Origin of the sequence: Salinisphaera shabanensis E1L3A (assembly GCF_000215955.2) — a bacterium.
Taxonomy (GTDB): domain Bacteria; phylum Pseudomonadota; class Gammaproteobacteria; order Nevskiales; family Salinisphaeraceae; genus Salinisphaera; species Salinisphaera shabanensis.
Window position 1 is genome coordinate 34,761 of sequence record NZ_AFNV02000013.1, and the last position, 21,582, is coordinate 56,342.

At 62.2% G+C, this 21,582-nt stretch carries 20 protein-coding genes, 1 tRNA gene and 2 pseudogenes; 6 read left to right on the forward strand and 17 right to left on the reverse strand.

The window, feature by feature from the left end; genetic code table 11:
• The first annotated feature begins 80 nt into the window (after positions 1-80).
• Positions 81-1,106 carry a thioredoxin-disulfide reductase gene (trxB, locus tag SSPSH_RS09540; RefSeq protein WP_006914335.1) on the forward strand — a complete coding sequence of 342 codons (1,026 nt, stop codon included), beginning with the start codon at positions 81-83 and terminating at the stop codon, positions 1,104-1,106.
• Between the two features lie 63 nt (positions 1,107-1,169).
• Positions 1,170-1,691 (forward strand): C40 family peptidase, encoded by a 522-nt coding sequence (locus SSPSH_RS09545; protein ID WP_021031647.1) that lies wholly within the window; start codon positions 1,170-1,172, stop codon positions 1,689-1,691.
• 101 nt (positions 1,692-1,792) lie between these two features.
• Here SSPSH_RS09545 and rplS read toward each other — a convergent pair whose 3' ends face one another.
• From rplS to ffh, 5 genes and pseudogenes are all read right to left on the reverse strand, one after another.
• Positions 1,793-2,140 carry a 50S ribosomal protein L19 gene (gene rplS / locus SSPSH_RS09550; protein WP_006914333.1) on the reverse strand — a complete coding sequence of 116 codons (348 nt, stop codon included), beginning with the start codon at positions 2,138-2,140 and terminating at the stop codon, positions 1,793-1,795.
• Positions 2,141-2,249: 109 nt separating this feature from the next.
• Entirely contained in the window at positions 2,250-3,011 is a 762-nt protein-coding gene (trmD, locus tag SSPSH_RS09555; protein ID WP_006914332.1) for a tRNA (guanosine(37)-N1)-methyltransferase TrmD, read from the reverse strand.
• Between the two features lie 6 nt (positions 3,012-3,017).
• On the reverse strand, positions 3,018-3,536 hold the full coding sequence (rimM, locus tag SSPSH_RS09560; protein WP_006914331.1) for a ribosome maturation factor RimM: 519 nt from the start codon (positions 3,534-3,536) through the stop codon (positions 3,018-3,020).
• A 174-nt stretch (positions 3,537-3,710) separates the two neighbouring features.
• Positions 3,711-3,947: pseudogene (gene rpsP / locus SSPSH_RS19455) on the reverse strand (30S ribosomal protein S16); the annotation flags it as partial.
• Between the two features lie 161 nt (positions 3,948-4,108).
• Positions 4,109-5,515 (reverse strand): signal recognition particle protein, encoded by a 1,407-nt coding sequence (gene ffh, locus SSPSH_RS09570; protein ID WP_006914329.1) that lies wholly within the window; start codon positions 5,513-5,515, stop codon positions 4,109-4,111.
• Positions 5,516-5,662: 147 nt separating this feature from the next.
• Between ffh and SSPSH_RS09575 the strand changes: the two genes are divergently transcribed.
• Both SSPSH_RS09575 and SSPSH_RS09580 read left to right on the forward strand, forming a co-directional pair.
• Positions 5,663-6,466, forward strand: a complete 804-nt coding sequence (locus tag SSPSH_RS09575) for a cytochrome C assembly family protein (protein ID WP_006914328.1) — start codon at positions 5,663-5,665, stop codon at positions 6,464-6,466.
• 67 nt (positions 6,467-6,533) lie between these two features.
• Entirely contained in the window at positions 6,534-7,862 is a 1,329-nt protein-coding gene (locus SSPSH_RS09580) for an HlyC/CorC family transporter (protein WP_006914327.1), read from the forward strand.
• 13 nt (positions 7,863-7,875) lie between these two features.
• Here SSPSH_RS09580 and radA read toward each other — a convergent pair whose 3' ends face one another.
• Complete coding sequence (gene radA / locus SSPSH_RS09585; RefSeq protein ID WP_006914326.1) at positions 7,876-9,243, reverse strand: DNA repair protein RadA; 1,368 nt, start codon at positions 9,241-9,243, stop codon at positions 7,876-7,878.
• A gap of 221 nt (positions 9,244-9,464) precedes the next feature.
• Here radA and SSPSH_RS09590 point away from each other — a divergent pair, with 221 nt between their 5' ends.
• Positions 9,465-10,454 (forward strand): alpha/beta hydrolase, encoded by a 990-nt coding sequence (locus SSPSH_RS09590; protein WP_006914325.1) that lies wholly within the window; start codon positions 9,465-9,467, stop codon positions 10,452-10,454.
• Positions 10,455-10,638: 184 nt separating this feature from the next.
• Here the strand turns inward: SSPSH_RS09590 and alr are convergent, their stop codons facing one another.
• From alr to rnr, 8 genes and pseudogenes are all read right to left on the reverse strand, one after another.
• Positions 10,639-11,706, reverse strand: a complete 1,068-nt coding sequence (gene alr, locus SSPSH_RS09595) for an alanine racemase (RefSeq protein ID WP_006914324.1) — start codon at positions 11,704-11,706, stop codon at positions 10,639-10,641.
• Positions 11,707-11,737: 31 nt separating this feature from the next.
• Entirely contained in the window at positions 11,738-13,093 is a 1,356-nt protein-coding gene (dnaB, locus tag SSPSH_RS09600) for a replicative DNA helicase (RefSeq protein WP_006914323.1), read from the reverse strand.
• Positions 13,094-13,430: 337 nt separating this feature from the next.
• Positions 13,431-13,865: pseudogene (gene rplI / locus SSPSH_RS09605) on the reverse strand (50S ribosomal protein L9); the annotation flags it as partial.
• 9 nt (positions 13,866-13,874) lie between these two features.
• Positions 13,875-14,105, reverse strand: a complete 231-nt coding sequence (gene rpsR / locus SSPSH_RS09610; protein WP_006914321.1) for a 30S ribosomal protein S18 — start codon at positions 14,103-14,105, stop codon at positions 13,875-13,877.
• Positions 14,106-14,117: 12 nt separating this feature from the next.
• A complete protein-coding gene (gene rpsF, locus SSPSH_RS09615; RefSeq protein ID WP_006914320.1) occupies positions 14,118-14,477 on the reverse strand; it encodes a 30S ribosomal protein S6 in 360 nt (119 codons plus the stop codon).
• Between the two features lie 137 nt (positions 14,478-14,614).
• Positions 14,615-15,373: a 23S rRNA (guanosine(2251)-2'-O)-methyltransferase RlmB gene (rlmB, locus tag SSPSH_RS09620; protein ID WP_006914319.1), complete on the reverse strand. Its 759-nt coding sequence runs from the start codon at positions 15,371-15,373 to the stop codon at positions 14,615-14,617.
• A 103-nt stretch (positions 15,374-15,476) separates the two neighbouring features.
• The gene (locus SSPSH_RS09625) at positions 15,477-16,184 is read right to left on the reverse strand and encodes a YiaD family glycine zipper/OmpA-like lipoprotein (protein ID WP_040607906.1); all 708 of its coding nucleotides are present in this window, start codon (positions 16,182-16,184) and stop codon (positions 15,477-15,479) included.
• Positions 16,185-16,195: 11 nt separating this feature from the next.
• Positions 16,196-18,496, reverse strand: a complete 2,301-nt coding sequence (gene rnr / locus SSPSH_RS09630; protein WP_006914317.1) for a ribonuclease R — start codon at positions 18,494-18,496, stop codon at positions 16,196-16,198.
• A 111-nt stretch (positions 18,497-18,607) separates the two neighbouring features.
• On the opposite strand from rnr, the gene SSPSH_RS09635 reads away from it, so the two are divergent.
• Positions 18,608-18,694 (forward strand) — tRNA-Leu (locus tag SSPSH_RS09635).
• Positions 18,695-18,868: 174 nt separating this feature from the next.
• Here the strand turns inward: SSPSH_RS09635 and SSPSH_RS09640 are convergent.
• Genes SSPSH_RS09640 through SSPSH_RS09650 form a run of 3 tightly spaced genes read right to left on the reverse strand, consistent with a single transcriptional unit; the run spans position 18,869 to position 21,578 of the window.
• Positions 18,869-20,164 carry an adenylosuccinate synthase gene (locus SSPSH_RS09640; protein WP_006914316.1) on the reverse strand — a complete coding sequence of 432 codons (1,296 nt, stop codon included), beginning with the start codon at positions 20,162-20,164 and terminating at the stop codon, positions 18,869-18,871.
• 2 nt (positions 20,165-20,166) lie between these two features.
• A complete protein-coding gene (locus tag SSPSH_RS09645) occupies positions 20,167-21,372 on the reverse strand; it encodes an ATP phosphoribosyltransferase regulatory subunit (RefSeq protein WP_006914315.1) in 1,206 nt (401 codons plus the stop codon).
• Positions 21,373-21,392: 20 nt separating this feature from the next.
• The gene (locus SSPSH_RS09650) at positions 21,393-21,578 is read right to left on the reverse strand and encodes a DUF2065 domain-containing protein (protein ID WP_006914314.1); all 186 of its coding nucleotides are present in this window, start codon (positions 21,576-21,578) and stop codon (positions 21,393-21,395) included.
• Between the last annotated feature and the right edge of the window lie 4 nt (positions 21,579-21,582).

Genomic DNA, 21,582 nt, shown 5'->3' on the forward strand with positions numbered 1-21,582 from the left:
TGCCCTTCGCGACTTGAATCGGGCGCCCAGGCGCCACATGAAGGTGAATCTAGAACGCCAATTCTGCGCCAGGATCGACCATGAGCAAAGACGACAGCAAACCCGTGATTCATCACCGCCTGATCATTCTCGGGTCCGGCCCCGCCGGTTATACCGCAGCGGTCTATGCCGCGCGCGCCAACCTCAACCCCGTACTGCTCACCGGTATGGAGCAAGGAGGCCAACTCATGACCACGACCGACGTGGACAACTGGCCCGGGGATCCCGACGGGCTGCAGGGCCCTGGCCTCATGCAGCGCATGGAAGAACACGCCAAGCGCTTCGATACCGAGATCCTGTTCGATCATATTCATACGACCGATCTGTCCAAGCCACCCTATCGGCTCGAAGGTGATCGCGGCATCTATACCTGCGATGCACTGATTATCGCCACGGGCGCGACTGCGCGTTATCTGGGTCTGGAATCGGAAACCGCATTCATGGGCAAAGGAATTTCCGCCTGCGCCACCTGCGACGGCTTCTTCTATCGCAACAAGAACGTCGCGGTCATCGGCGGCGGCAACACGGCGCTGGAAGAAGCGCTGTACCTGTCCAATATCGCCGCCCACGTGACCGTTGTGCATCGGCGCGACAAGTTCCGCGGCGAAAAGATTCTGGCGGACAAACTCTTCGACAAGGTGGCCAACGGCAATGTATCCATCATCTGGGACCACGAACTCGAAGAGGTGCTCGGCGACGAAATGGGCGTAACCGGCGGGCGTATCAAGCACCGCGACAGCGGCGCGACCCAGCAGCTCGACGTCGACGGCATTTTCATCGCGATCGGCCACAAGCCCAATACGGATATCTTCGAAGGCCAGCTCGATATGGCCGGCGGCTATATCAAGGTCCAGAGCGGTACGCAGGGTAATGCCACGGCCACCAGCAAACCGGGCGTATTCGCGGCCGGCGACGTCATGGACCACGTCTATCGCCAGGCGATCACGTCGGCAGGTACCGGCTGCATGGCTGCGCTCGACGCCGAAAAATATCTGGATGCGCTTACCGAAGACGAAAGCGTGCGCGAAGCGCATGTCGAGAGCCAAGTTGCACATCGCGAAGTCTGACTCGAAAGCACGGCACGTATACGGCACTGGCCGGGCGTGCCGTGCCTGAGGCATGATTAAAGCATGACAGCCCTAACCGCTATGGCGCGTGCACGACGCGCTGGTGCCCTCGTGCTGATCGCCGTCGCTTCGCTGGCCGGGGCCGGCTGCAGCAGCGCGCCGCGCAGCAGTGAACACGAGATCGCCCCGACAACAGGCACACGTACCGCTGTCGCCGATGCAGCGATGCAATCGCTGGGAAGCGCCTATCGCGGCGGCGCGACCGGACCGCGTGCCTATGACGACAGCGGCCTGGTTTATGCTGCGTACCGCAGCGTGGGCGCAGCCCTGCCCCGCGATATCCAGGCCCAGCTCGATACGGGTAAGCCAATCGAGTTGGCCCAGGCCGAGCCTGCTGATCTGTTGTTTTTCCGGGTCGAGGATAGCCAGGGCGGCGACCGGCTGGTGGTGGGTCTCTATACCCAGCCAGGCGAGATGCTCATGGCCAATCCCGGGTTTGGCGGCAAAAGCGGCGTGGCGCTATTCAATACCGACGACGAGTTCTGGGAACAGCGGTTGATTGGCGTAATTCGACAGCTTCCCTGACTCCCGCGTTTTACCCCGATAACAGACACAAAAACGGCGCCTCGCGGGCGCCGTTTTTATTGCACCGATGCGACCGAACGCATCGCGCTTTGGAAAAGTGCTTAGAGCTTTTCCTTGATTCGGGCCGACTTGCCGCTGCGCTCGCGCAGGTAGTACAGCTTGGCGCGACGCACGTCACCACGGCGCAGCACCTTGATCTCGGCGACGTTCGGGGAAAATGTCTGGAAGACGCGCTCCACGCCTTCACCGTGCGAAACCTTGCGAACCGTGAACGCCGAGTTCAGGCCGCGGTTGCGCTTGGCGATGACGATACCTTCGAAGGCCTGCAGGCGCTCGCGCTCGCCTTCCTTCACGCGCACTTGCACGACCACCATATCGCCGGCCGAGAAATCCGGAATATTCTTGCCGCTCTGCTGCTCGGCTTCCAGTTCGTCGATGATGTTGCTCATGGTCAGTCTCTAGTAGCGTTCTTGGAGGCCACGGGGGCGTTGAAAGACGCGGCAGTATACCGGAACTCGTCGTGTTTTTCGCCACCCGTGGCGAGGTTTTCGTTAATTTCTATTCGAACGGGCCGTGATGCTCATCCCGCCGCTGCGCAATGTACTCTTCCAGCAGGGCCTTTTGCGCCATACTCAGATCGCAGCGCGCCAATAAGTCCGGGCGACGCCGCCATGTCATCCCCAGTGCCTGCTTCTCGCGCCAGCGTTCGATACGGGCGTGGTCACCGCTGAGCAATACCTCAGGCACGGCGTGCCCGGCGAACATCGGCGGGCGCGTGTAGTGCGGATGATCGAGCAGACCGTTCACGAACGAATCCTGTACTGCCGAACGACTGTCGCCAAGCACGCCAGACAAAAGCCGCGCCACGGCGTCGATGATCATCATCGCGGGCAATTCGCCGCCGGAAAGCACCACATCACCCACCGACAGTTCGATATCGACATAGGCGTCGACAAAACGCTGGTCGATACCTTCATAGCGACCGCATACCAGTATGAAGCCGTCGCTTTCCGCCAGGCTCTGCGCTCGGCGCTGGTCGAACGCTTCGCCTTGCGGCGACGGCATGATCACGGGAACGCGATCCTGGCGCGCGGCGCGAACGCGCTCGAGCGTCGCTGCCAACGGCGGCCCCTGCATGACCATGCCCGGACCGCCACCATAAGGCCGATCGTCGATACGGCCACTGGCATTGTCGGCATCCTCACGCGGATTCCAACAGGCCAGCTCAAGACGCGATTCGCGCAAACCGCGTCCGACTACGCCGAACTGTTCGAGCTGGCCGACCCATTCCGGGAACAGCGTGACGACGTCGATACGCATGGACGATCAGAAATCCGGATCCCAGTCCGCAACAATTCTGCCGGCATCGAGGTCCACATCGTCGATGATTTCACCGACCACGAAAGGCACCAGCCGTTCGCGCTCGCCTTGCAGCACGAGCACATCGTTGGCGCCGGTCTCCATCATCGCCTTGACGCGACCGAGCGGCTTGCCATCCAGCGTTACCACATCGAGGCCAACCAGATCGAACCAGTAATATTCGCCCTCTTCGGGCTCGGGCAACTGGTCTCGTTGGACAGCGATCTGGAGATCGATAAGCGCCGCAGCATCGTCGCGATCCGCCAGCGGCGCCTCGCCGTCCGCGATCTGCGCGACCAGCGTCTTACCTTGCTCGCGCGCATCCAGAACGCGAAAAGGCCGCCAAGAATCATCTTGACGGCCTATCAGCCAATCATCGTATTCAAGAAGATTGGCAGCCGGTCGGGTATAGGAATAGACCTTGATCCATCCCTTGACACCGAACAGCCCGCTCACATGGCCGAGAACGACAGGTCGATCCGCCATGCGAGCAGGCCTGCGGAGTTATTCCGCGGCGCCGGCCTGGTTCTCGTCAGCCTGCGGGGCGGCTTCGGCGGACTGATCGCCCGTCGCACCGGCCGGCACGGTCTGGTTCGGCGCTTCCTTGGCCTTGCTCACCGGCGGTGCGGCGCGGGCCGGAGCCTGACCTTCACCGTGCCGATTGAAGCTCTTGACCAGGTTCGTTACACGCTCGGAAAGCTGTGCACCATGGCCCTTCCAGTACTCGATACGCTCGATATCGAGACGCAGCGGCACTTCGCCACCGATCGCGACCGGGTTGAAGAAACCCAGGCGTTCGATATAGCGGCCGTCGCGCCCATTGCGCATGTCGGTCACTACGATGTGATAGAAGGGACGCTTCTTAGCGCCGCCGCGCTGCAGCCGAATTTTGACCATAGCCGTTTATTTATGCCGTTGATATGAATGAACGATGCAGAAAGCGGGAATGAATTCTCCGCTCAAGCTCGTACAAAGATCGCGCATTGTACGCCAATAGCTGAAAAAGGAAAGCACCGAAACCGCCAGACTTCGCCGGCGCCGGCGGAATCGATCCTCGCCTAGCGCCCCATGCCCGGCGGCAACGTGCCGCCACCGCCCATGCCGGGGGGCATACCGCCACCACCGCCGCCCATGCCTTGCATGGCGCGCATCATCTTCTTCATACCGCCGCCCTTGAACTTCTTCATCATCTTGCGCATCTGCAGATGCTGCTTGAGCAGGCGGTTGATATCCTGAACCTGGGTCCCCGAGCCACCGGCGATCCGGCGCTTGCGCGAGGCCTTGATGACATCCGGAAACGCCCGTTCCTGCGGCGTCATGGAGTCGACGATCGCGAGCATGCGCTTGACCTGGGTGTCGTCGGCTGCCGCGGCCATGCCTTTGGGCATCTGTGCGCCGCCCGGCATTTTTTCCATCAGCGCGCCCAGGCCGCCCATCTCCTGCATTTGACGCAGTTGATCAGCCAGATCATTGAGATCGAAGCCCTTGCCCTTCTGCAGCTTCTTGGCCAGCTTCTCGGCCTTCTGCCGGTCGACCTTCTGCTCGGCCTCCTCGACCAGCGACAACACGTCGCCCATACCCAGAATGCGCGAGGCGACGCGGTCGGGATGAAACGGCTCGAGCGCTTCAAGTTTTTCACCCACGCCGAGAAACTTGATCGGCTTACCGGTGATCTGGCGAACGGACAGCGCTGCACCGCCGCGCGCGTCGCCGTCGACCTTGGTGAGTACAACGCCGGTCAGCGGCAGCGCGTCGCCAAAGGCCTTGGCGGTGTTGGCCGCGTCCTGGCCGGTCATGGCGTCGACCACGAACAGCGTCTCGGCAGGCTTGAGCGCTTCATTGAGGCCGCTGATTTCGGCCATCATCTTTTCATCGATGCCCAGACGGCCGGCGGTATCGACAATGAGCACGTCGTAGAAGCCCTTGCGCGCGGCGTCCATGGCCGACTGGGCAATCTTGAGCGGCTTGTCGCTCGACTGGCTCGGATGGAAATCTACGCCGACATCGTTGGCCACGCGGGCGAGCTGATCGATAGCCGCCGGCCGATACACGTCGGTGGACACCACCAGCACGGATTTCTTCTCGCGCTGCTTGAGGTAGCGGGCCAGTTTACCGGTGGACGTCGTCTTACCCGCGCCCTGCAGGCCGGCCATAAGCACCACGGCCGGCGGCTTGACGCGCAGATCCAGACTTTCATTGGCCTCGCCCAGCAGCGCTGTGAGCTCATCCTTGACGATCTTGATCAGCGCCTGCCCGGGCGTGAGGCTGGTCATCACCTCGTTACCAACCGCGCGGGCGCGAATATCCTCGACGAACTGCTTGACCACGGGCAGCGCCACGTCGGCCTCGAGCAGCGCCATGCGCACTTCGCGCAGGGTTGCCTTGATATTGTCTTCGGTCAGACGTCCACGACCGCGGATGGTCTGGAAGCTGCGATTGAGCCGATCACTCAGACTGTCGAACATGCAGGCGCTCGATCGATGAAACTGTGAAGGCGCCCAGTATAACGTCGCATCGCGTCGCTGCATTCCCAACACGGCTTATCGCGGCTCGCCAGGCGCGCGAAATACGGCACAATGGCGGTTATGGCTTTCGAGTCCCTTGCATCATAAATGGCGCTGGTCGTAATTGAAGTGCTCTTCACGGCGCTGGCCTATGCCGGTGCTACTGCCGCCGTATGGCGACATCTGGCCCGAGGCGCGGCCTATTGGCATGTGACCGCACTCGCCGGGCTGGGCCTTGTCGCCCAGATCGGCTCGCTGGTTCATCTGAGCCTGCAATCCGGCATGCTCGTGATCGGGCTGGGCACGGCGCTGTCGCTGTTCGCCTGGCAGGCGGCACTTTTATTGTGGCTGTTCTCGCTGCGAGAGTCGGTCGGCGCACTTGGGCTGGTCATCTATCCGTTCGCGGGCCTGTGTGCGATTACCGCCCTGCTCGTACCGGACGCGCACAGCGCGACAGAAGCACTGGCCTGGCCACTGCAGCTACATATTCTCTTGTCGATACTTGCCTACGGGCTGCTGACCCTCGGCGCAGTCCAAGCGATCGTGCTCGCCTTACAGCACCGGCAACTGCGCCGCCGGCCGCCGTCGGGGTTGTTCACGCGCCTGCCTGCACTCCAAACCATGGAGATGCTGCTGTTTCGCCTGATTGGCGCGGGTTTTTTCCTGTTGAGTCTCGCCATCGCTACCGGCGCGCTGTTCATCGACGACCTGTTTGCGCAACATCTGGTACACAAGACCGTACTGTCACTGTTCGCCTGGGCCTTCTTCGCGGTGCTGTTATACGGGCGCCGGCGCTATGGCTGGCGCGGGCGTGTGGCGGTGCGCGGCGCACTGGCCGGCTATGGCTTGCTAGTTATGGCCTATTTCGGCAGCAAATTGGTACTGGAGCTGATTCTGGGCCAACATTGGTAACGCGCGCGGCACTCGTGCCGATAGTCTAGAAATACCACGCGTACTCATTTGATTCAGGGCTGACTTCTTGGACGCCATTTCCTTGCCGGTGCTATTCGGCATACTGCTCTTGATGCTTGTGTTATCGGCCTTTTTCTCGGGCTCCGAGACCGGGTTGATGACGCTCAACCGCTACCGCATGAAGCACCTGGCCAAAACCGGCCATGGGGGCGCATCGCGGGCCGCACACTTGCTCGATCGGCCGGACCGACTCATCGGCCTGATCCTGTTGGGCAACAATCTGGTCAATATTGCGGCATCCGCGGTCGCTACGGTGATCGGCATCCGCTTGTTCGGCAACGTGGGCGTGCTCGTAGCAACCGTCACGCTCACGGTGTTCGTGCTGATCTTTTCCGAAGTCACGCCGAAAACGCTGGCCGCATTGCACCCCGAGCGTGTGGCCTACCCGGCTTCGTATGTCTACACGCCCCTGCTGCGTGTGGCATGGCCGCTGGTCATGGTGATCAATCTGGCCGGCAACGGCATCCTGCGCCTGTTCGGTGTCTCGGCCGACGATGCCGCCGCGCATTCCCTGTCCTCCGAGGAACTACGCACCGTGGTGACCGAGGCAGGCGCAATGATTCCGCGCCGACATCAGCAGATGCTGTTGTCGATCCTGGACATGGAAAACGCCACGGTCGAAGACATCATGGTGCCGCGCAACGAAATTGTGGGCATCGATATCAGCAAGTCGTGGCCGGAGATTCTCGAGCAACTCGTACACAACCAGCACACGCGCCTGCCGATCTTCGACGGTTCCATCGACGAGCTGGCTGGCATCGTACATATGCGCCGTGTGCTTGCATTGGTCTCGGATGACAACCTCGACAAGGACGCCCTGCTTGGCCTCGCGCGTGAACCGTACTTCGTGCCCGAAGGCACGCCGCTCAATCAACAGCTGCTGAATTTCCAGAACCAGCAGCGTCGAATTGGTTTTGTGGTGGACGAATACGGCGATATCCAGGGCCTGGTCACGCTTGAGGATATCCTCGAAGAGATCGTGGGCGAGTTCACGACCGATCCTGCCACGCGCGTAAAAAACGTCTATATGGACGGTGACGACAGCTATCTGGTCGATGGCACGGTCACGCTGCGCTCGATCAACCGTGCCATGGGCTGGAAGCTGCCGGTGGACGGACCGAAGACGATGAACGGTCTGATCACCGAGCATCTGGAAACCATTCCTCAGCCCGGCACCAAGCTCAAGGTCGGCAAGTACATACTCGAAATCGCACAGACGCGCGCAAATCTGGTTCAGACCGTGCGTGTAAAACCGCCCAAGCGCCGTGTGCGGCGCGCACCGGGCGAGGATTTGAATTCAGACGACAAAGCCAGCAAAGCTGACACCGAGCGTTAGTCGGCAACCGGCCCTAGCTGATCGCGTCGATCGCCTCGCTCAAACGCGCCACGCCGACGACTTCCATATCCCCAACACGCTTGCTGCGCGGCATGTTGGCCTTGGGCACGATCGCGCGGGTAAAGCCGTGCTTCGCGGCTTCGGACAGCCGCTCTTCGCCGCCCGGCACCGGCCGGATTTCGCCGGCGAGGCCAATCTCACCGAAGATGACCAGCCGCTCGCCCAGCGCGCGGTCGCGAAAACTCGACAAGGCTGCCAGAACGACGGCCAGATCAGCCGCGGTCTCCGTGACGCGCATGCCGCCGACCACGTTCACGAACACATCCTGATCGCCCAGTGGAATACCGCCATGGCGATGCAAAACAGCCAACAGCATGGCCAAACGCTGGCTATCCGGGCCCAGGGCGACACGGCGTGGGTTGTGCAGCTGTGACTCGTCTACCAGCGCTTGTACCTCGACAAGCATCGGCCTGGACCCCTCACGCGTGACCATCACCGCGCTGCCCGGCACGGCGGTTTCATGACGCGACAAAAAGATCGCGCTTGGATTGGTAACCTGTTTGAGTCCGGCGCTGGACATTGCGAACACGCCCAGCTCGTTGACGGCGCCGAAACGATTCTTCACCGCACGAATCACCCGAAAACGGCTGGACGCCTCGGCTTCAAAGTAAAGCACGGTATCGACCATATGCTCGAGCACGCGCGGGCCGGCGATGGTGCCTTCCTTGGTCACATGGCCGACCAGAATCAGCGCCGTGCCGGTCGCTTTGGCAAAGCGCACCAGCATGGACGCCGACTCGCGCACTTGCGACACACTGCCCGGCGCGGACGTCACCGCCTGCGAAAATACCGTCTGTACCGAATCGATTACCACGAGTCTGGGCGCCTGCGGCTTGGCCAGGGCCAGCACACGCTCGACGCAGGTTTCGGCCAGCACCGCGAGTTCCGCCTGATCCACGCCCAGGCGTTGGGCGCGCAGGTGTACTTGTTCCAGCGATTCCTCCCCTGTGACATACAGGGCGGGAATCGCGGCCGAGAGCTGGGCGAGCACTTGCAACAACAAGGTCGATTTGCCGATACCGGGGTCGCCACCAATCAGAATCACCGAGCCTGGCACGAGGCCGCCGCCGAGCACGCGATCCAGTTCGGACAATCCCGTGGGTGTACGCGCGGTTTCCGCGGGACGAATCGCGTTGAGGCGCTCGACTTGGGGGGCAGCATTTCCGAAGTTCGTCGGTGCGCTCGCGCCCGGTTTGGCTGGGGCAGCCGCCACGCTTTCCACCAGCGTGTTCCACGCGCCGCAATCGCTGCACTGGCCTGCCCACTTCGCATGGCTGGCCCCGCAGGACTCACAAATGAAAACCGTCTTGTTGCGAGCCATTAATACCTCGAAAATCGTGGCGGCGCGGGCTACGCAAAAGCGCTTGTAAAGCGTTCCGATCCGCGCGGTGCGCGATGCTTAATCGCACGAATCCCTTGTCGCGAAGTCTGAACAGACTTCCGACGCCCGAAAACAAACCGGCATACTAGGGCCTGCTTTCAACGGATGCACGCGTCGCGAGCGGTTTGTGTTCTTCGCGCGCGCCATGCAGAGAGGTTTCGATGCACGAACGCCTGGATATCGATTTCATAAGCCGCAGTACCACCTGCCGTGCCTGGTTCTATCCCGCGCGTACCGATGCCCTTCGAACAGCGGAAGGCGTGCCGTGTGTCGTGATGGCTCACGGTCTCGGCGGCACCCGCGACGCCGGGCTGGAACCCTATGCCGAGCGCTTTGCGAGCGCCGGTCTTGCCGTATTCCTGTTCGACTACCGCCACTTTGGCGCCAGCGACGGCGAGCCCCGGCAGCTGCTCTCGGTGCGTAGCCAGCTATACGACTGGAAGATTGCGATTGCCGTTGCCCGACGTCAGGAAGACGTCGATCCCGAGCGCATCGCGCTATGGGGCAGTTCGTTTTCGGGCGGCCACGTCATCGCCGCGGCCGCGCGCGACGGGCAAGTGGCCGCGGTTACCGCCCAGGGGCCGATGATGGATGGTCTGACCGCTGTGACCAACCTCGCGTCCTATGCCGGCATCGTGCAGCTGCTCAAGCTCACCTGGGCCGGCATTCGCGACGCAATCAACAACCTCGCCGGCGCCGATCCGTACATGATTCCGATCGTCGGCCGGCCGGGCACACTGGCAGCCATGAGCAGCGCGGACGCATACGACGGCTATATGGCGATCACGCCGGACGACTGGCGCAACGAAATCGCCGCACGTTTTGCACTCACGCTCGCATTCTATCGGCCCGGCAAACGCGCCAATCGGCTTCCCTGTCCGGCGCTGATCCAGATCTGCGACGAGGACAGCGTGGCCCCGCCCTGGGCCGCCGAGGCGACTGTGCAGCACGCCGGCGATTACGGCCGCGAGCGCCATTACAAGATCGGCCATTTCGATATCTACCGCGGCGCCGGCTTTCGCCAGTCCAGCGCCGACCAGATCGCGTTCTTCCACGAACATCTCACGCCCGGAGCGCTCGACCAACGCCGCCGCGAACGCGGTCGGGCGAAACGCGAAGAACGCGGTCGGAGTCCGATTAGTCTGCGTTGAGCCGTAGCTTGGGATTTGCGTTGATATAGTCGCGGCGTGCGCAGCGCTCTAGCGTCGAACCTCGCGGCCTTGGAACTGGAGGCTCGATAAACGCTAAGGCTCATTTGGGCTTGGGGTTTCGTACTGAGGTTCGCCACACAACATGCGAAAAATGCCTCATAGCCAAGCACCGCAGCCGACTAGCTCAAATCACCTCAAACCGTACCCGAGGCGTCAGCCGACAAAACAGCTCATAGGCAATCGTATCGGCATGCCGGGCGACCTCGTCCGGGTCGAGGCCGCCGCCCCAGAGCGTCGCCCGGTCGCCGACCTTGGCATTCGGCGCATTGCGCAGATCGACGGTGATCATATCCATCGAAACACGCCCGACCAGCGGCACACGCACACCGTCGATGAGCACCGGTGTACCCGACGGCGCATGGCGCGGATAGCCATCACCATAGCCAATGCCGATCACGCCGATGTCCATCGCCTCTGGCGTACGCCAGGTCGCACCGTAACCGATAGTCTCCCCCGCAGCGATAGGGTTGCGGGCGATTAGCGGCGCACTCAAATGCATGGCCGGTTTGAGGTCGTAGCTGGATGCATCGCGATCGCTCATCGGCGAACTGCCGTAGAGCATGATGCCGGGCCGCACGACATCCGCGTGCGCAGCCGGCCAGCCCAGTACGCCGGCGGAATTGGCAATCGAGCGCAGTCCGGGACGGCCTGCGGTGACCTGCGCAAACACATCGAGCTGGGCCTGGGTCTCGGGGCGCGACGGATCATCGGCGCAGGCCAGATGAGTCAGCCAGCCATTGATCTCGATACGTTCGAGCGCCGCCAGACGGGTCACAATCGCATCCACCCGGTCCGGCGCAAAGCCCAGCCGATGCATGCCGCTATCGAGCTTCACCCATATCTTGAGCGCCGGGCCGACATAGCGTTCCAGCGCTTCGATCTGGGTTTCGTGGAATACGACGGGCTCGAGGCCATATTCGCCCGCCTGCTCGCAGACGGTGGCATCGAGCTGCTGCGAGAGCATGGCCACCGGCTTGTCGATACCGGCCCAGCGCAGCTGCAACGCTTCATCGAGACTGGATACGGCAAAGCCGTCTGCCGCCGCGAGCGCGCCGGCCACGGTCACCGCGCCGTGGCCGTATCCGTCGGCCTTGACCGCGGCATACACGCGGCTGTGCGGCGCGAGCGCACGTACACGCGAGAGGTTGTGCGCAAGCGCATCGCGATCGATTATCGCGCGGGCCCGAATCATGACGTGGCTTTGTTCGAATCGAGAAGCATCATCATTCCATGAAATCGTCGTCGTAGTGTTCCTGGAGGTTCTCGAAGCGCGTGAAGTGCGACAAGAATGCGGTGCGCGCGGTGCCCAGCGGGCCATTACGCTGCTTGCCAATAATGATCTCCGCCACACCCTTGTCGGCCGTATCCTCGTTGTAGACCTCGTCGCGGTAGACGAACATGATCACGTCGGCGTCCTGCTCGATACCACCCGATTCACGCAGATCCGACATGCGTGGACGCTTGTTGTCGCGCTGCTCGACCTGACGGTTGAGCTGAGACAACGCGATCACCGGTACGTCCAGCTCCTTGGCCAGCGCCTTGAGCGAGCGCGAGATCTCGGAGATTTCGTTGGTTCGGTTTTCACTCGTGCCCGGCACCTGCATGAGCTGCAGATAGTCGACCATGACCAGGCCGATATCATGCTCACGCTTGAGACGCCGCGCGCGAGCGCGCAACTCGGATGGTGACAACGCCGGCGTGTCATCGATGAACAGCCGCGCATTCTCGTTCATGATGCCAATCGCCGAGGTGATCTTGGGCCAGTCGTCTTCGGTGAGCTGGCCCGAGCGCAGACGTGTTTGATCGATACGCCCCCAGGACGAAATCATACGAATCACCAGCTGCTCGGCCGACATTTCCAGTGAAAACACGGCCACCGGCACCTTCTCCTTGATGGCCACATTCTCGACGATGTTCATCGCGAAACTGGTCTTGCCCATCGATGGACGCCCGGCCAGGATCAACAGATCGGCGGGCTGTAGGCCGTTGGTCATTTTGTCGAAGTTATGCAGTCCGGTCGGCAGCCCCGAGAAGGAGCCCTCGTTGGCGACAAGCTTCTCGATCCGATTGACCGCCTTGGTGAGAATCGAGTTCAAACCCTGGGGGCCTTCGCCGCCACGACGCCCTCGCTCGGCGATTGCGAAAATTTCCTTCTCGGCCGACTCAAGCAGATCGGCCGCAGTCAGCCCCTGGGTATCAAAACCCATACCGGTAATCATGTCGCCGGCGCGTATCAGCTGACGCATGATCGATCGTTCGCGAACGATGTCTGCGTACGCCCTGATATTGGCCGCCCCAGGGATATCCGCTGCGAGATTGCCGAGATAGCTCGCACCACCGGCCTTGTCGAGCAGACCACGGCTACGCAGCCATTCGGTCAACGTGACCAGATCGCGCGGCTGACCGGTATCGGCCAGGTCTGCCAGGCCGCGAAACAGCAGACGATGGTCTTCGCGATAGAAATCCTCTTCGTTGATACGCCCGGCGACCTCGTCCCAGGCGCGCTCGGACAGCAACAATCCGCCGATCACCGATTGTTCGGCCTCGATGGAATGCGGGGGCAGCTTGGCTTCGGCCATGGCTTATCGCCTGTTTACGCTAACGAAGAAAGACTCGCCGGCGCGCGCGCGGCGAGAGTGAAGCTGGAGTTTACGCAAGGCACCGACCAAAAAAAACGCCGCCCAAGGGCGGCGTTTTCGATCAGGCACAGAATGCCTCGACTGATCGCTGCGATCAGTCTTCGCGCTCGCCCAGCGGCGCATCGGCTTCGGTACCGGTTTCGTCAGCCGGCTCGCCGGCATCTTCAACACGTTCGCCTTCCATTTCGTCGGCGCTCGCATCCAGATCGGCATCTTCGGCGGCTTCATCAGCCGCACGACGCGGCGGCATGTTGATGCCCATGTCGGTCTTCTGGGCGACGATCACGGTGACCTCGACCTCGACCTCGGCATGCAACTGCAGAAGCGCCGTGTACTCACCGACGACACGAATGGTGCCTTCCGTAAGTGTGACTTCCTTCGGATTGACCTCGACGCCGTCTTCCGTGATGGCGTCCGAGATTTCCTGCGGGCCAACCGAGCCGAAGAGCTTGCCTTCGTCACTCGCACGCATGGCAATGACGTATTCCTTGCCCTTGAGCTGATCGGCACGCGCCTGGGCCCGGTCTTCACGCTCTTGGGACGCGGCCTGCAACTCGGAGCGACGCTCTTCGAAGACAGCCAGGTTGGCCTTGGTGGCCGGCAGCGCAATGCCACGCGGCATCAGGTAGTTACGGCCGTAACCCGGACGAACGCTGACGGTATCGCCCAGGTCGCCGAGGTTGCGGACTTTCTGTAGCAGAATGACTTCCACGGGTGCCTCCTAGGACGAATGCCGATCGGTGTACGGCAGCAGCGCGAGGAAACGCGCACGCTTGACCGCGGTGGACAGCTGGCGCTGATAGCGCGCTGCGGTACCGGTGATACGACTGGGAACGATCTTGCCGGTTTCGGTGACGTACTGCTTGAGGGTCTCGATATCCTTGTAATCGATTTCCTCTACGCCTTCGGCGGTGAATTTACAAAAGCGACGGCGACGGAAAAAACGGGCCATGTTCGAAACTCCTTAGCTGGCGTTGGCAGCAGGCTTGCGTTCGCCGCGATCTTCGGCGTTCTTGGCAAGCGGTGACGGGTCGGTATCGGCCTTATGACGGGCGATCACCAGATGACGCAACACGGCGTCGTTGAAACGGAACGCGTCTTCGAGTTCCTCACGGGCCGCCTGCGAGCACTCGACGTTCATCAGAACGTAATGCGCCTTATGGATCTTGGTGATCGGGTAGGCCAGCTGACGACGGCCCCAGTCTTCATGACGATGAATCGTACCGCCATCGTTTTCGATCATGCCGCGATATTTTTCAACCATCGCCGGCACTTGTTCGCTCTGGTCCGGATGAACCAGAAACACGATTTCATAGTGTCGCATTGTGTTTCCTTTCGGGTTGCAGCCCCCGGTACGATCGACTTCGATCTGCCGTGGAGCAAGGACTGCGGCGAGAACGCCGCGAGGCGCGGTAGTCTAAGGGCTTGGCCCGCCTAACGCAACGCGGGGCCTCGCGGATATCAGACCTTTGATATGGCGCGGCGCTGGCGCAGCGCTTCGAACAGGGCGACGCCGGTCGCCACCGATACGTTCAGACTTTCCACATCCCCTGCCATGGGAATCGAAACCAAAGCATCGCACTGACGGGCGGTGAGTTCGCGAATGCCTTTCTCTTCCCCGCCGGCCACCAGCACGAGGCGCTCCGGCAGCGCTTCGTCATAAAGAGAATGGTCGGCTTCGCCGTCGAGGCCGACAGCCCAGAAGCCCTCTTCCTGCAAACGCGCGATCGCGCGCGTGAGGTTGGTAACCGGCACGAAGGCGACCCGCTCTGCCGCGCCGGCGGCGACCTTGCGCACCGCAGCGGTCAATCCAGCTGCGCGTTTGCGCGGTGCAATCACGGCAGTGACCCCGGCTGCGGCCGCGCTGCGTAGACAGGCGCCGAGGTTGTGCGGATCCTGAACCTGGTCGAGGGCGAGCACCCAGGGGCGCTCGACGCTGGCCAGCAGCGCCGGCAGATCGGATTCGCGTTGTTCCTGTGCGAGCGCCTGTTCGGCGATACAGCCCTGATGTCGTACGTTTGGCAGCATCGCATCCAGCTTGCCCATGTCGGCGCTTGCAATCGCCACACCACGCGCACCGGCAGCCTGTCGCAATGCATCCGCGCGACCGTCCCGGCGCCCGCTGGCCAGCCAGATGCATTTCAAGGCGCGCTCTTTTTCGAGCGCGCTCATCACCGCGTGAAAGCCACCGATCAAACCCTGGTCCTGCGCGTCCGTCATCCGGCCACCCTCTTCGTCACGATTCAACAAACTCAGGCCAGAACTGAAGAAGCCCGGCAGTACCGGGCTTCTTCAATCACGGGCACCAGCCAATCCGATTCGATTACGAGCCCAGATACGGCGGCTCGGAGAAGGCCTGCGATTCCTGGCCTTCCACGATCGGCTTGATCACGACGTCCACACGACGATTCTCGGCACGGCCGGCCTCGGTGTCGTTGGTCGCAATCGGTTGCGATTCGCCGCGGCCCCACGTCAACACGCGCTGGGAATCGACGCCGCGACCGGTCAGGAACTGCGCCACAGCCTGAGCGCGCTGCTGCGAGAGCTTCATGTTGTACTGCTCGCTGCCGGTGCTGTCGGTATGACCCACCACGTGAATCGCGGTCTTGTCATAGTCTTTCAGGGTTTCGGCGATCTTGTTGAACGTCGTCTGGGCATTGCCCGACAACGTCGAGCTATCGACCGCGAACGAGGCATCGCTGGCCACACCGATCTTGAGCGCATCGCCATCGAGACGGGTGACATCGAGCATGTCGCGTGCCTGCTCGGCCGACAGCTTCTGGTCGAGTTCTTTTTTCTGGTTATCCATATACCGACCGGTCGCGCCGCCGGCCAGCGCACCGACCGCAGCGCCGATCGCGGCGTTGGTGCCGGACTTGTCACCCAGCTGCGAGCCGGCGATTCCGCCCAGCACAGCGCCCACACCGGCGCCAATCTTGGTCTTGCGGTTCGGATCGCCTGCACAAGCGGTCACGAACAGGGCCGTGCACAACAGTGCGACCAACATGATTGCGGAATTCTTTCGGGTCATGGACCGGTTCATCAACGTTTACCTCGCTTACTTTGACGGCGCGACTTGCCAGACGACTTGCTCTTGTCGGACTTGCCGGCATTGGGCTTGGACGCCGGTTTGCCGCGTTTGCTGGCCGCGCTATCCGGCTCGACCAGTTCGAAATCGATCTTGCGCTCGTCGAGATCGACTCGCGCAACCTTGACTTTCATTTTGTCGGCCAATCGGTGTACCACGCCTGAACGCTCACCGCGCAGACAGCGCGACTGGGCATCGAAATGGTAATAGTCGTTCGACAAGCTGGAAACATGCACCAGGCCCGTGGCGTAGATGCCGTCGAGTTCGACGAACAACCCGAACGCGGTCACACCAGTGACCGTGCCCTCGAACGTCTGACCCAACGAGTCGCTCATGTATTCGCACTTGAGCCAGTCGTCGACATCGCGGGTGGCATCGTCGGCACGTTTTTCCGCTTCCGAACACACGGTGCCGAGACTTTCCATGGCGCCGATGTCGTAGTCAAAGGTCTTGGGCTTGCCGCGCGCTTCCAGATGTTTGATCGCCCGATGCGCCAGCAGATCCGGATAGCGACGAATCGGCGACGTGAAATGGGCATAGTTTTCCAGCGCCAGGCCGAAATGGCCATCGTTATGCGGGGTATAGACCGCACGCGAGAGGCTGCGCAGCATCACCGTCTGAATCAGGTGCGCATCGCTGCGATCGGCTACCGAGGCCAGCAAGGTCGCGTAGTCGGCCGCCTGCGGATCGCTACCGCCCGGCAAGGACAAGCCGCGCTCGGCAAGAAAGGCACGCAAGTCTTCAAGCGCATCCGCAGCAGGGCCGCTATGCACGCGGTAAAGTAGCGGCATGCGTTTTTTCGACAGATGCGTGGCCGTGGCGACGTTCGCCGCGATCATGCATTCCTCGATGATCTTGTGCGCGACATTGCGCTCGGTCGGCACGATGCGCTGGATCTTACGATCCTCGTTGAAAATGATGCGTGTCGCCGTGGTTTCGAACTCGATCGCGCCCCGCTCGCGGCGCTCGGCGAGCAACGCCTCATAGAGACCATTCAGATTAGCCAGCGGCTTGGCCAGATCGCGATAGCGTTCCGGCATGTTCTCCGGGTTTTCGAGCCAGTCGGCCACCTGCTCGTAGAGCAAACGCGCATGGGAACGAATCACCGCCGAATAAAACCGGCTCGAGCGCATGCGGCCCTGTTTGTCGAGACGCATCTCGCAGACCAGTGCCAAACGGTCGACATCGGGGTTGAGCGAACACAGCCCGTTGGACAAGGCCTCGGGCAGCATCGGCACGACATGATCGGGGAAATAGACCGACGTCGCGCGGCGCTGGGCTTCTTCGTCCAAGGCCGAGCCCGGCTTGACGTAGGTGGAGACATCGGCGATCGCGACCCACAGGCGCCAACCGCGAGGCGTCTTGCGCGCATAAACCGCGTCGTCGAAATCACGCGCATCGGCGCCGTCGATGGTGACCAGCGGCAGATCACGCAGGTCGGTGCGCCCTTTCTTGTCGGCCTCGGCGACGGCATCGCCGAATGCCTCGGCTTCCGAGAGCGCTTCGCTCGGCCACTCATACGGAATGGCGTGCGAGCGCATGGCGATATCGATCTCCATGCCGGGCGCCATTCGATCGCCCAGCACTTCCACCACCGCGCCAATCGGCTGCACGCGCTTGGACGGCGGCTCGACGATACGCACGGTCACCATCTGATTATGTTCGGCGCCGTTGCGGTCGGCGTCCGGCACACGGATATCGTGGGCGATACGGGCGTTATCGGGCACGACGTGACATACGCCGCGCTCTTCGACAAACCGGCCGACCACGCTTTCGTTGACGCGCTCGAGCACCTCGGCAATACGGCCTTCGCGGCGACCGCGATGGTCGCGCCCGACGATACGTACGACCGCACGATCACCGTGCATGAGCAGGCGCATCTGACGCGGGTTGAGAAAGACGTCGTCCTGCTCGCCGTCATCGGGGATGAGAAAGCCGAAGCCGTCCCGATGGCCCTGTACGCGCCCACGGACAAGATCCATCTTGTCGAGCGGGCCCAGCGCGCCGCGTCGATTTTCCAGCAACTGGCCGTCGCGCAACATGGCGCGCAGGCGGTGCTCGAACGCCTCGGCGGCGTCGTCGGTCAACGCATAAAGCTCGGTAAGCTCGGCCCAGGTCATTGGCCGGCCGGCATCGGCCAGGTCGTCGAGCACAAGCTGGCGGCTTGGCACCGGTTTGGCGTAACTGCCTTTTTCGTGTTTGAACTGCGGATCGCGGTCGCGCCAGTCGGCGCTACCGCTCGTTTTCTTATTCAATATTTTGCTCCATATCCGCGCACGATACCGCAACTGCGCGCATGCACAAGCAACGATTGATTACGGTGATTGACAAGCGCCGGGGCAATCGCTAAATTGCGCGCTCTTCGGGCCCAGGTGGCGGAATTGGTAGACGCGCTAGCTTCAGGTGCTAGTGACCGAAAGGTCGTGGAGGTTCAAGTCCTCTCCTGGGCACCAAGCTCGAATTAAAGACTCGCGATACGGTATATCCGACCGCGAATCGATCGAAAGCTGCGCTCGAGAGCGCGGCTTTTTTTATGCCTGTTCAGGTTGTGCAGCTGAGACCAGCGCGCTTAAATGCGTTTTAATACTGCGGCCGCCATCATCAGCAGCCGCAGCAAATAGCCATACCTAGCTGGCGAACGGATCGCGCAACACGATCGTATCCGCACGATCCGGACCAGTGGAAACGACGTCTATCGGCGTACCGACGATTTCGGTCAGACGGTCAAGATAGTTGCGGGCGGCTTGCGGCAGCTGGTCGTACTCGCGCACGCCCACAGTGGACTCTTTCCAGCCCGGCATTTCCTCGTAGACCGGTTCGCAGCGCGAGAGCGCATCGGCGCCCAGCGGCGGCACCGTGATGATTTGGTCATCGCAGCGATAGCCGGTACACAGCTGGATCGCGTCCAGGCCATCGAGCACATCCAGCTTGGTGATGCACAAACCGGACAGGCTGTTATTAAACGCTGCGCGGCGCAGGCCTACGGCATCGAACCAACCGCAACGGCGTGCACGGCCGGTCGTCGCACCGAACTCCGCGCCCTTGGAGGCAAGATGCCGACCGTTGGCATCGTCGAGCTCGGTCGGGAACGGGCCAGAGCCCACACGCGTGGTGTACGCCTTGACCACGCCCATCACATAGTCGAAATAGACCGGGCCCACACCGGTGCCCGTGGCCGCTCCGCCCGCGGTGGTGTTCGACGACGTGACATACGGATAAGTGCCGTGATCCACATCGAGCAGCGCGCCCTGAGCACCTTCGAACAGGATCGATTCGTCGGCCACATAGGCTTGGCGCAGCAATTCGGCGACGTCGGCCACCATCGGTGTCATTTCCTCGGCGAAGCGCAGGCAATCGTCGAGCGTGGCCTGAAAATCCACCGGCGCCACGTTGAAGTAGTTCTTGAGCACGAAGTTGTGGAAATCCAGCGCTTCGCCGAGCTTGGAGGCCAGCATCTCGCGCCGGAACAGATCCCCCACACGGATGGCACGCCGGGCCACCTTATCTTCGTACGCCGGGCCGATACCGCGCCCGGTGGTACCGATCGCGGTCTTGCCGCGCGCGGCTTCGCGCGCCTTGTCCAGGGCAATATGGCTGGGCAGGATCAACGGGCAGGCCGGGCTGATGCGCAAGCGGCTGCGCACCGGCACACCGCGCGCCTCGAGCGTGGCCATTTCCTCCATCAAGGCCTCAGGGGAAAGCACCACGCCGTTGCCGATGTGACAGGTGACGCCGTCATGCAGAATGCCTGAGGGAATCAGGTGCAGCACCGTTTTCTCACCGTTGATTACCAACGTGTGACCGGCGTTATGCCCACCTTGAAAGCGAACCACGTGACGCGTGCGGTCGGTAAGCAGATCGACGATCTTGCCCTTGCCTTCGTCGCCCCACTGGCTGCCGATGACGATGACACGTTTGCCCATGACTAATCCTTGCTCGGGGAGGTCGTTGAAGACAGCGGCCGCACGTCCCAGCGGCCGTCGATATATTCGAGTGTGCGATCACAGCCATCGTCGATGGCATCGCCCGTATCGGGGGTGGCAACAATGACGCGTTCGCCGGTCGCGCGCAGGCGACGCACGCTGGCGAGCAGTTCGGGATCGCTGCCGGCCGGCGCATGAATCGCACCGCCCTGAACGCCACCGTCGAAATGCCCGAGCGCCGCCAGCAGGTTGAGGTCGGCCGAAAAACCGGTGGCCGGCCGTGGCCGGCCAAAGGCTGTACCGACGTTGTCGTAGCGCCCGCCGCGGGCCAGCTCGCGGCCGAGCCCCGGCGCAAAGGCGGCATATAGCAGACCGGTCTTGTACCGGTAGCCACGCAGCTCGGCCAGATCGAGAAACAGCGGCACCTGCGGATAATGGTTGGCGAGCAGTTCGATCATTTCGCCCAGCCGATCGAGCGCGGCGTCGATACCGGGGTCAATTCCGGCAAGCGCATCCCGCGCGTCGGCAAGGACACTGGGCGCGCCGTTGAGCTCGATCAGATGACTGAAACGTGCATGGCTCTGCGCGTCGAGCCGGCCGGACGCGGCCAGCGCATCAAGATCCGGCCGCGACTTGCGCTGCACCACATCGAAAAGCTGGGGCTCGAGATCGCTCGGCATTTCTGCGTGCGCGACCAGGCGTCGATAGATCGCGACATGGCCCAGATCCAAGCAGGCATTATCGATACCCATCAGGCCGAGCGTTTCGAGCATGAGCGACACGATTTCCAGATCGCTGTCGATATGCGCATCGCCGAATTTTTCTGCGCCGACCTGCAGCGGCTGACGCGAACCGCCCGGTTCTTCTGGGCGCGTACGCAGAATGCTGCCGATATAGCAGTAGCGGGCCGGGCCCGTCGCCGCCAGACGATGCGCATCGATACGCGTGGCCTGCGTGGTCATGTCCGAGCGGACACCCATCATGCGGCCATTGAGCTGATCGGTGAGCTTGAAGGTCTGCAGGTCGAGCTCATGACCTGCGCCGGTCAGCAGCGAGTCGAGATATTCGATCAGCGGTGGCCGGATGAGGTCGTAGCCCCAGCGCCAGTACAGATCGAGGAGTTGTCGGCGGGCGGATTCGAGGCGCCACGACTCCGGCGGCACCATTTCCTGTACGCCCTCGGGCAGAAGCCAGCGGTTGGATTGCATCGCGTTTCGACGTCTTTAAATCAGTGAATGAATTGCAGTAGCACCGCGCCCAAACCGATGAGCACCCCGCCGAACACGCGCAGGCTGCGGCCGTCGACATCCGACAGCCGCAACATCATCTCACGCCAGCGCTCGGGAGCGAGAAATGGCATCAAGCCTTCTATCACCAGCACCAGCGCCAGCGCGCGCAACAAGTCCGGCCACATGCCA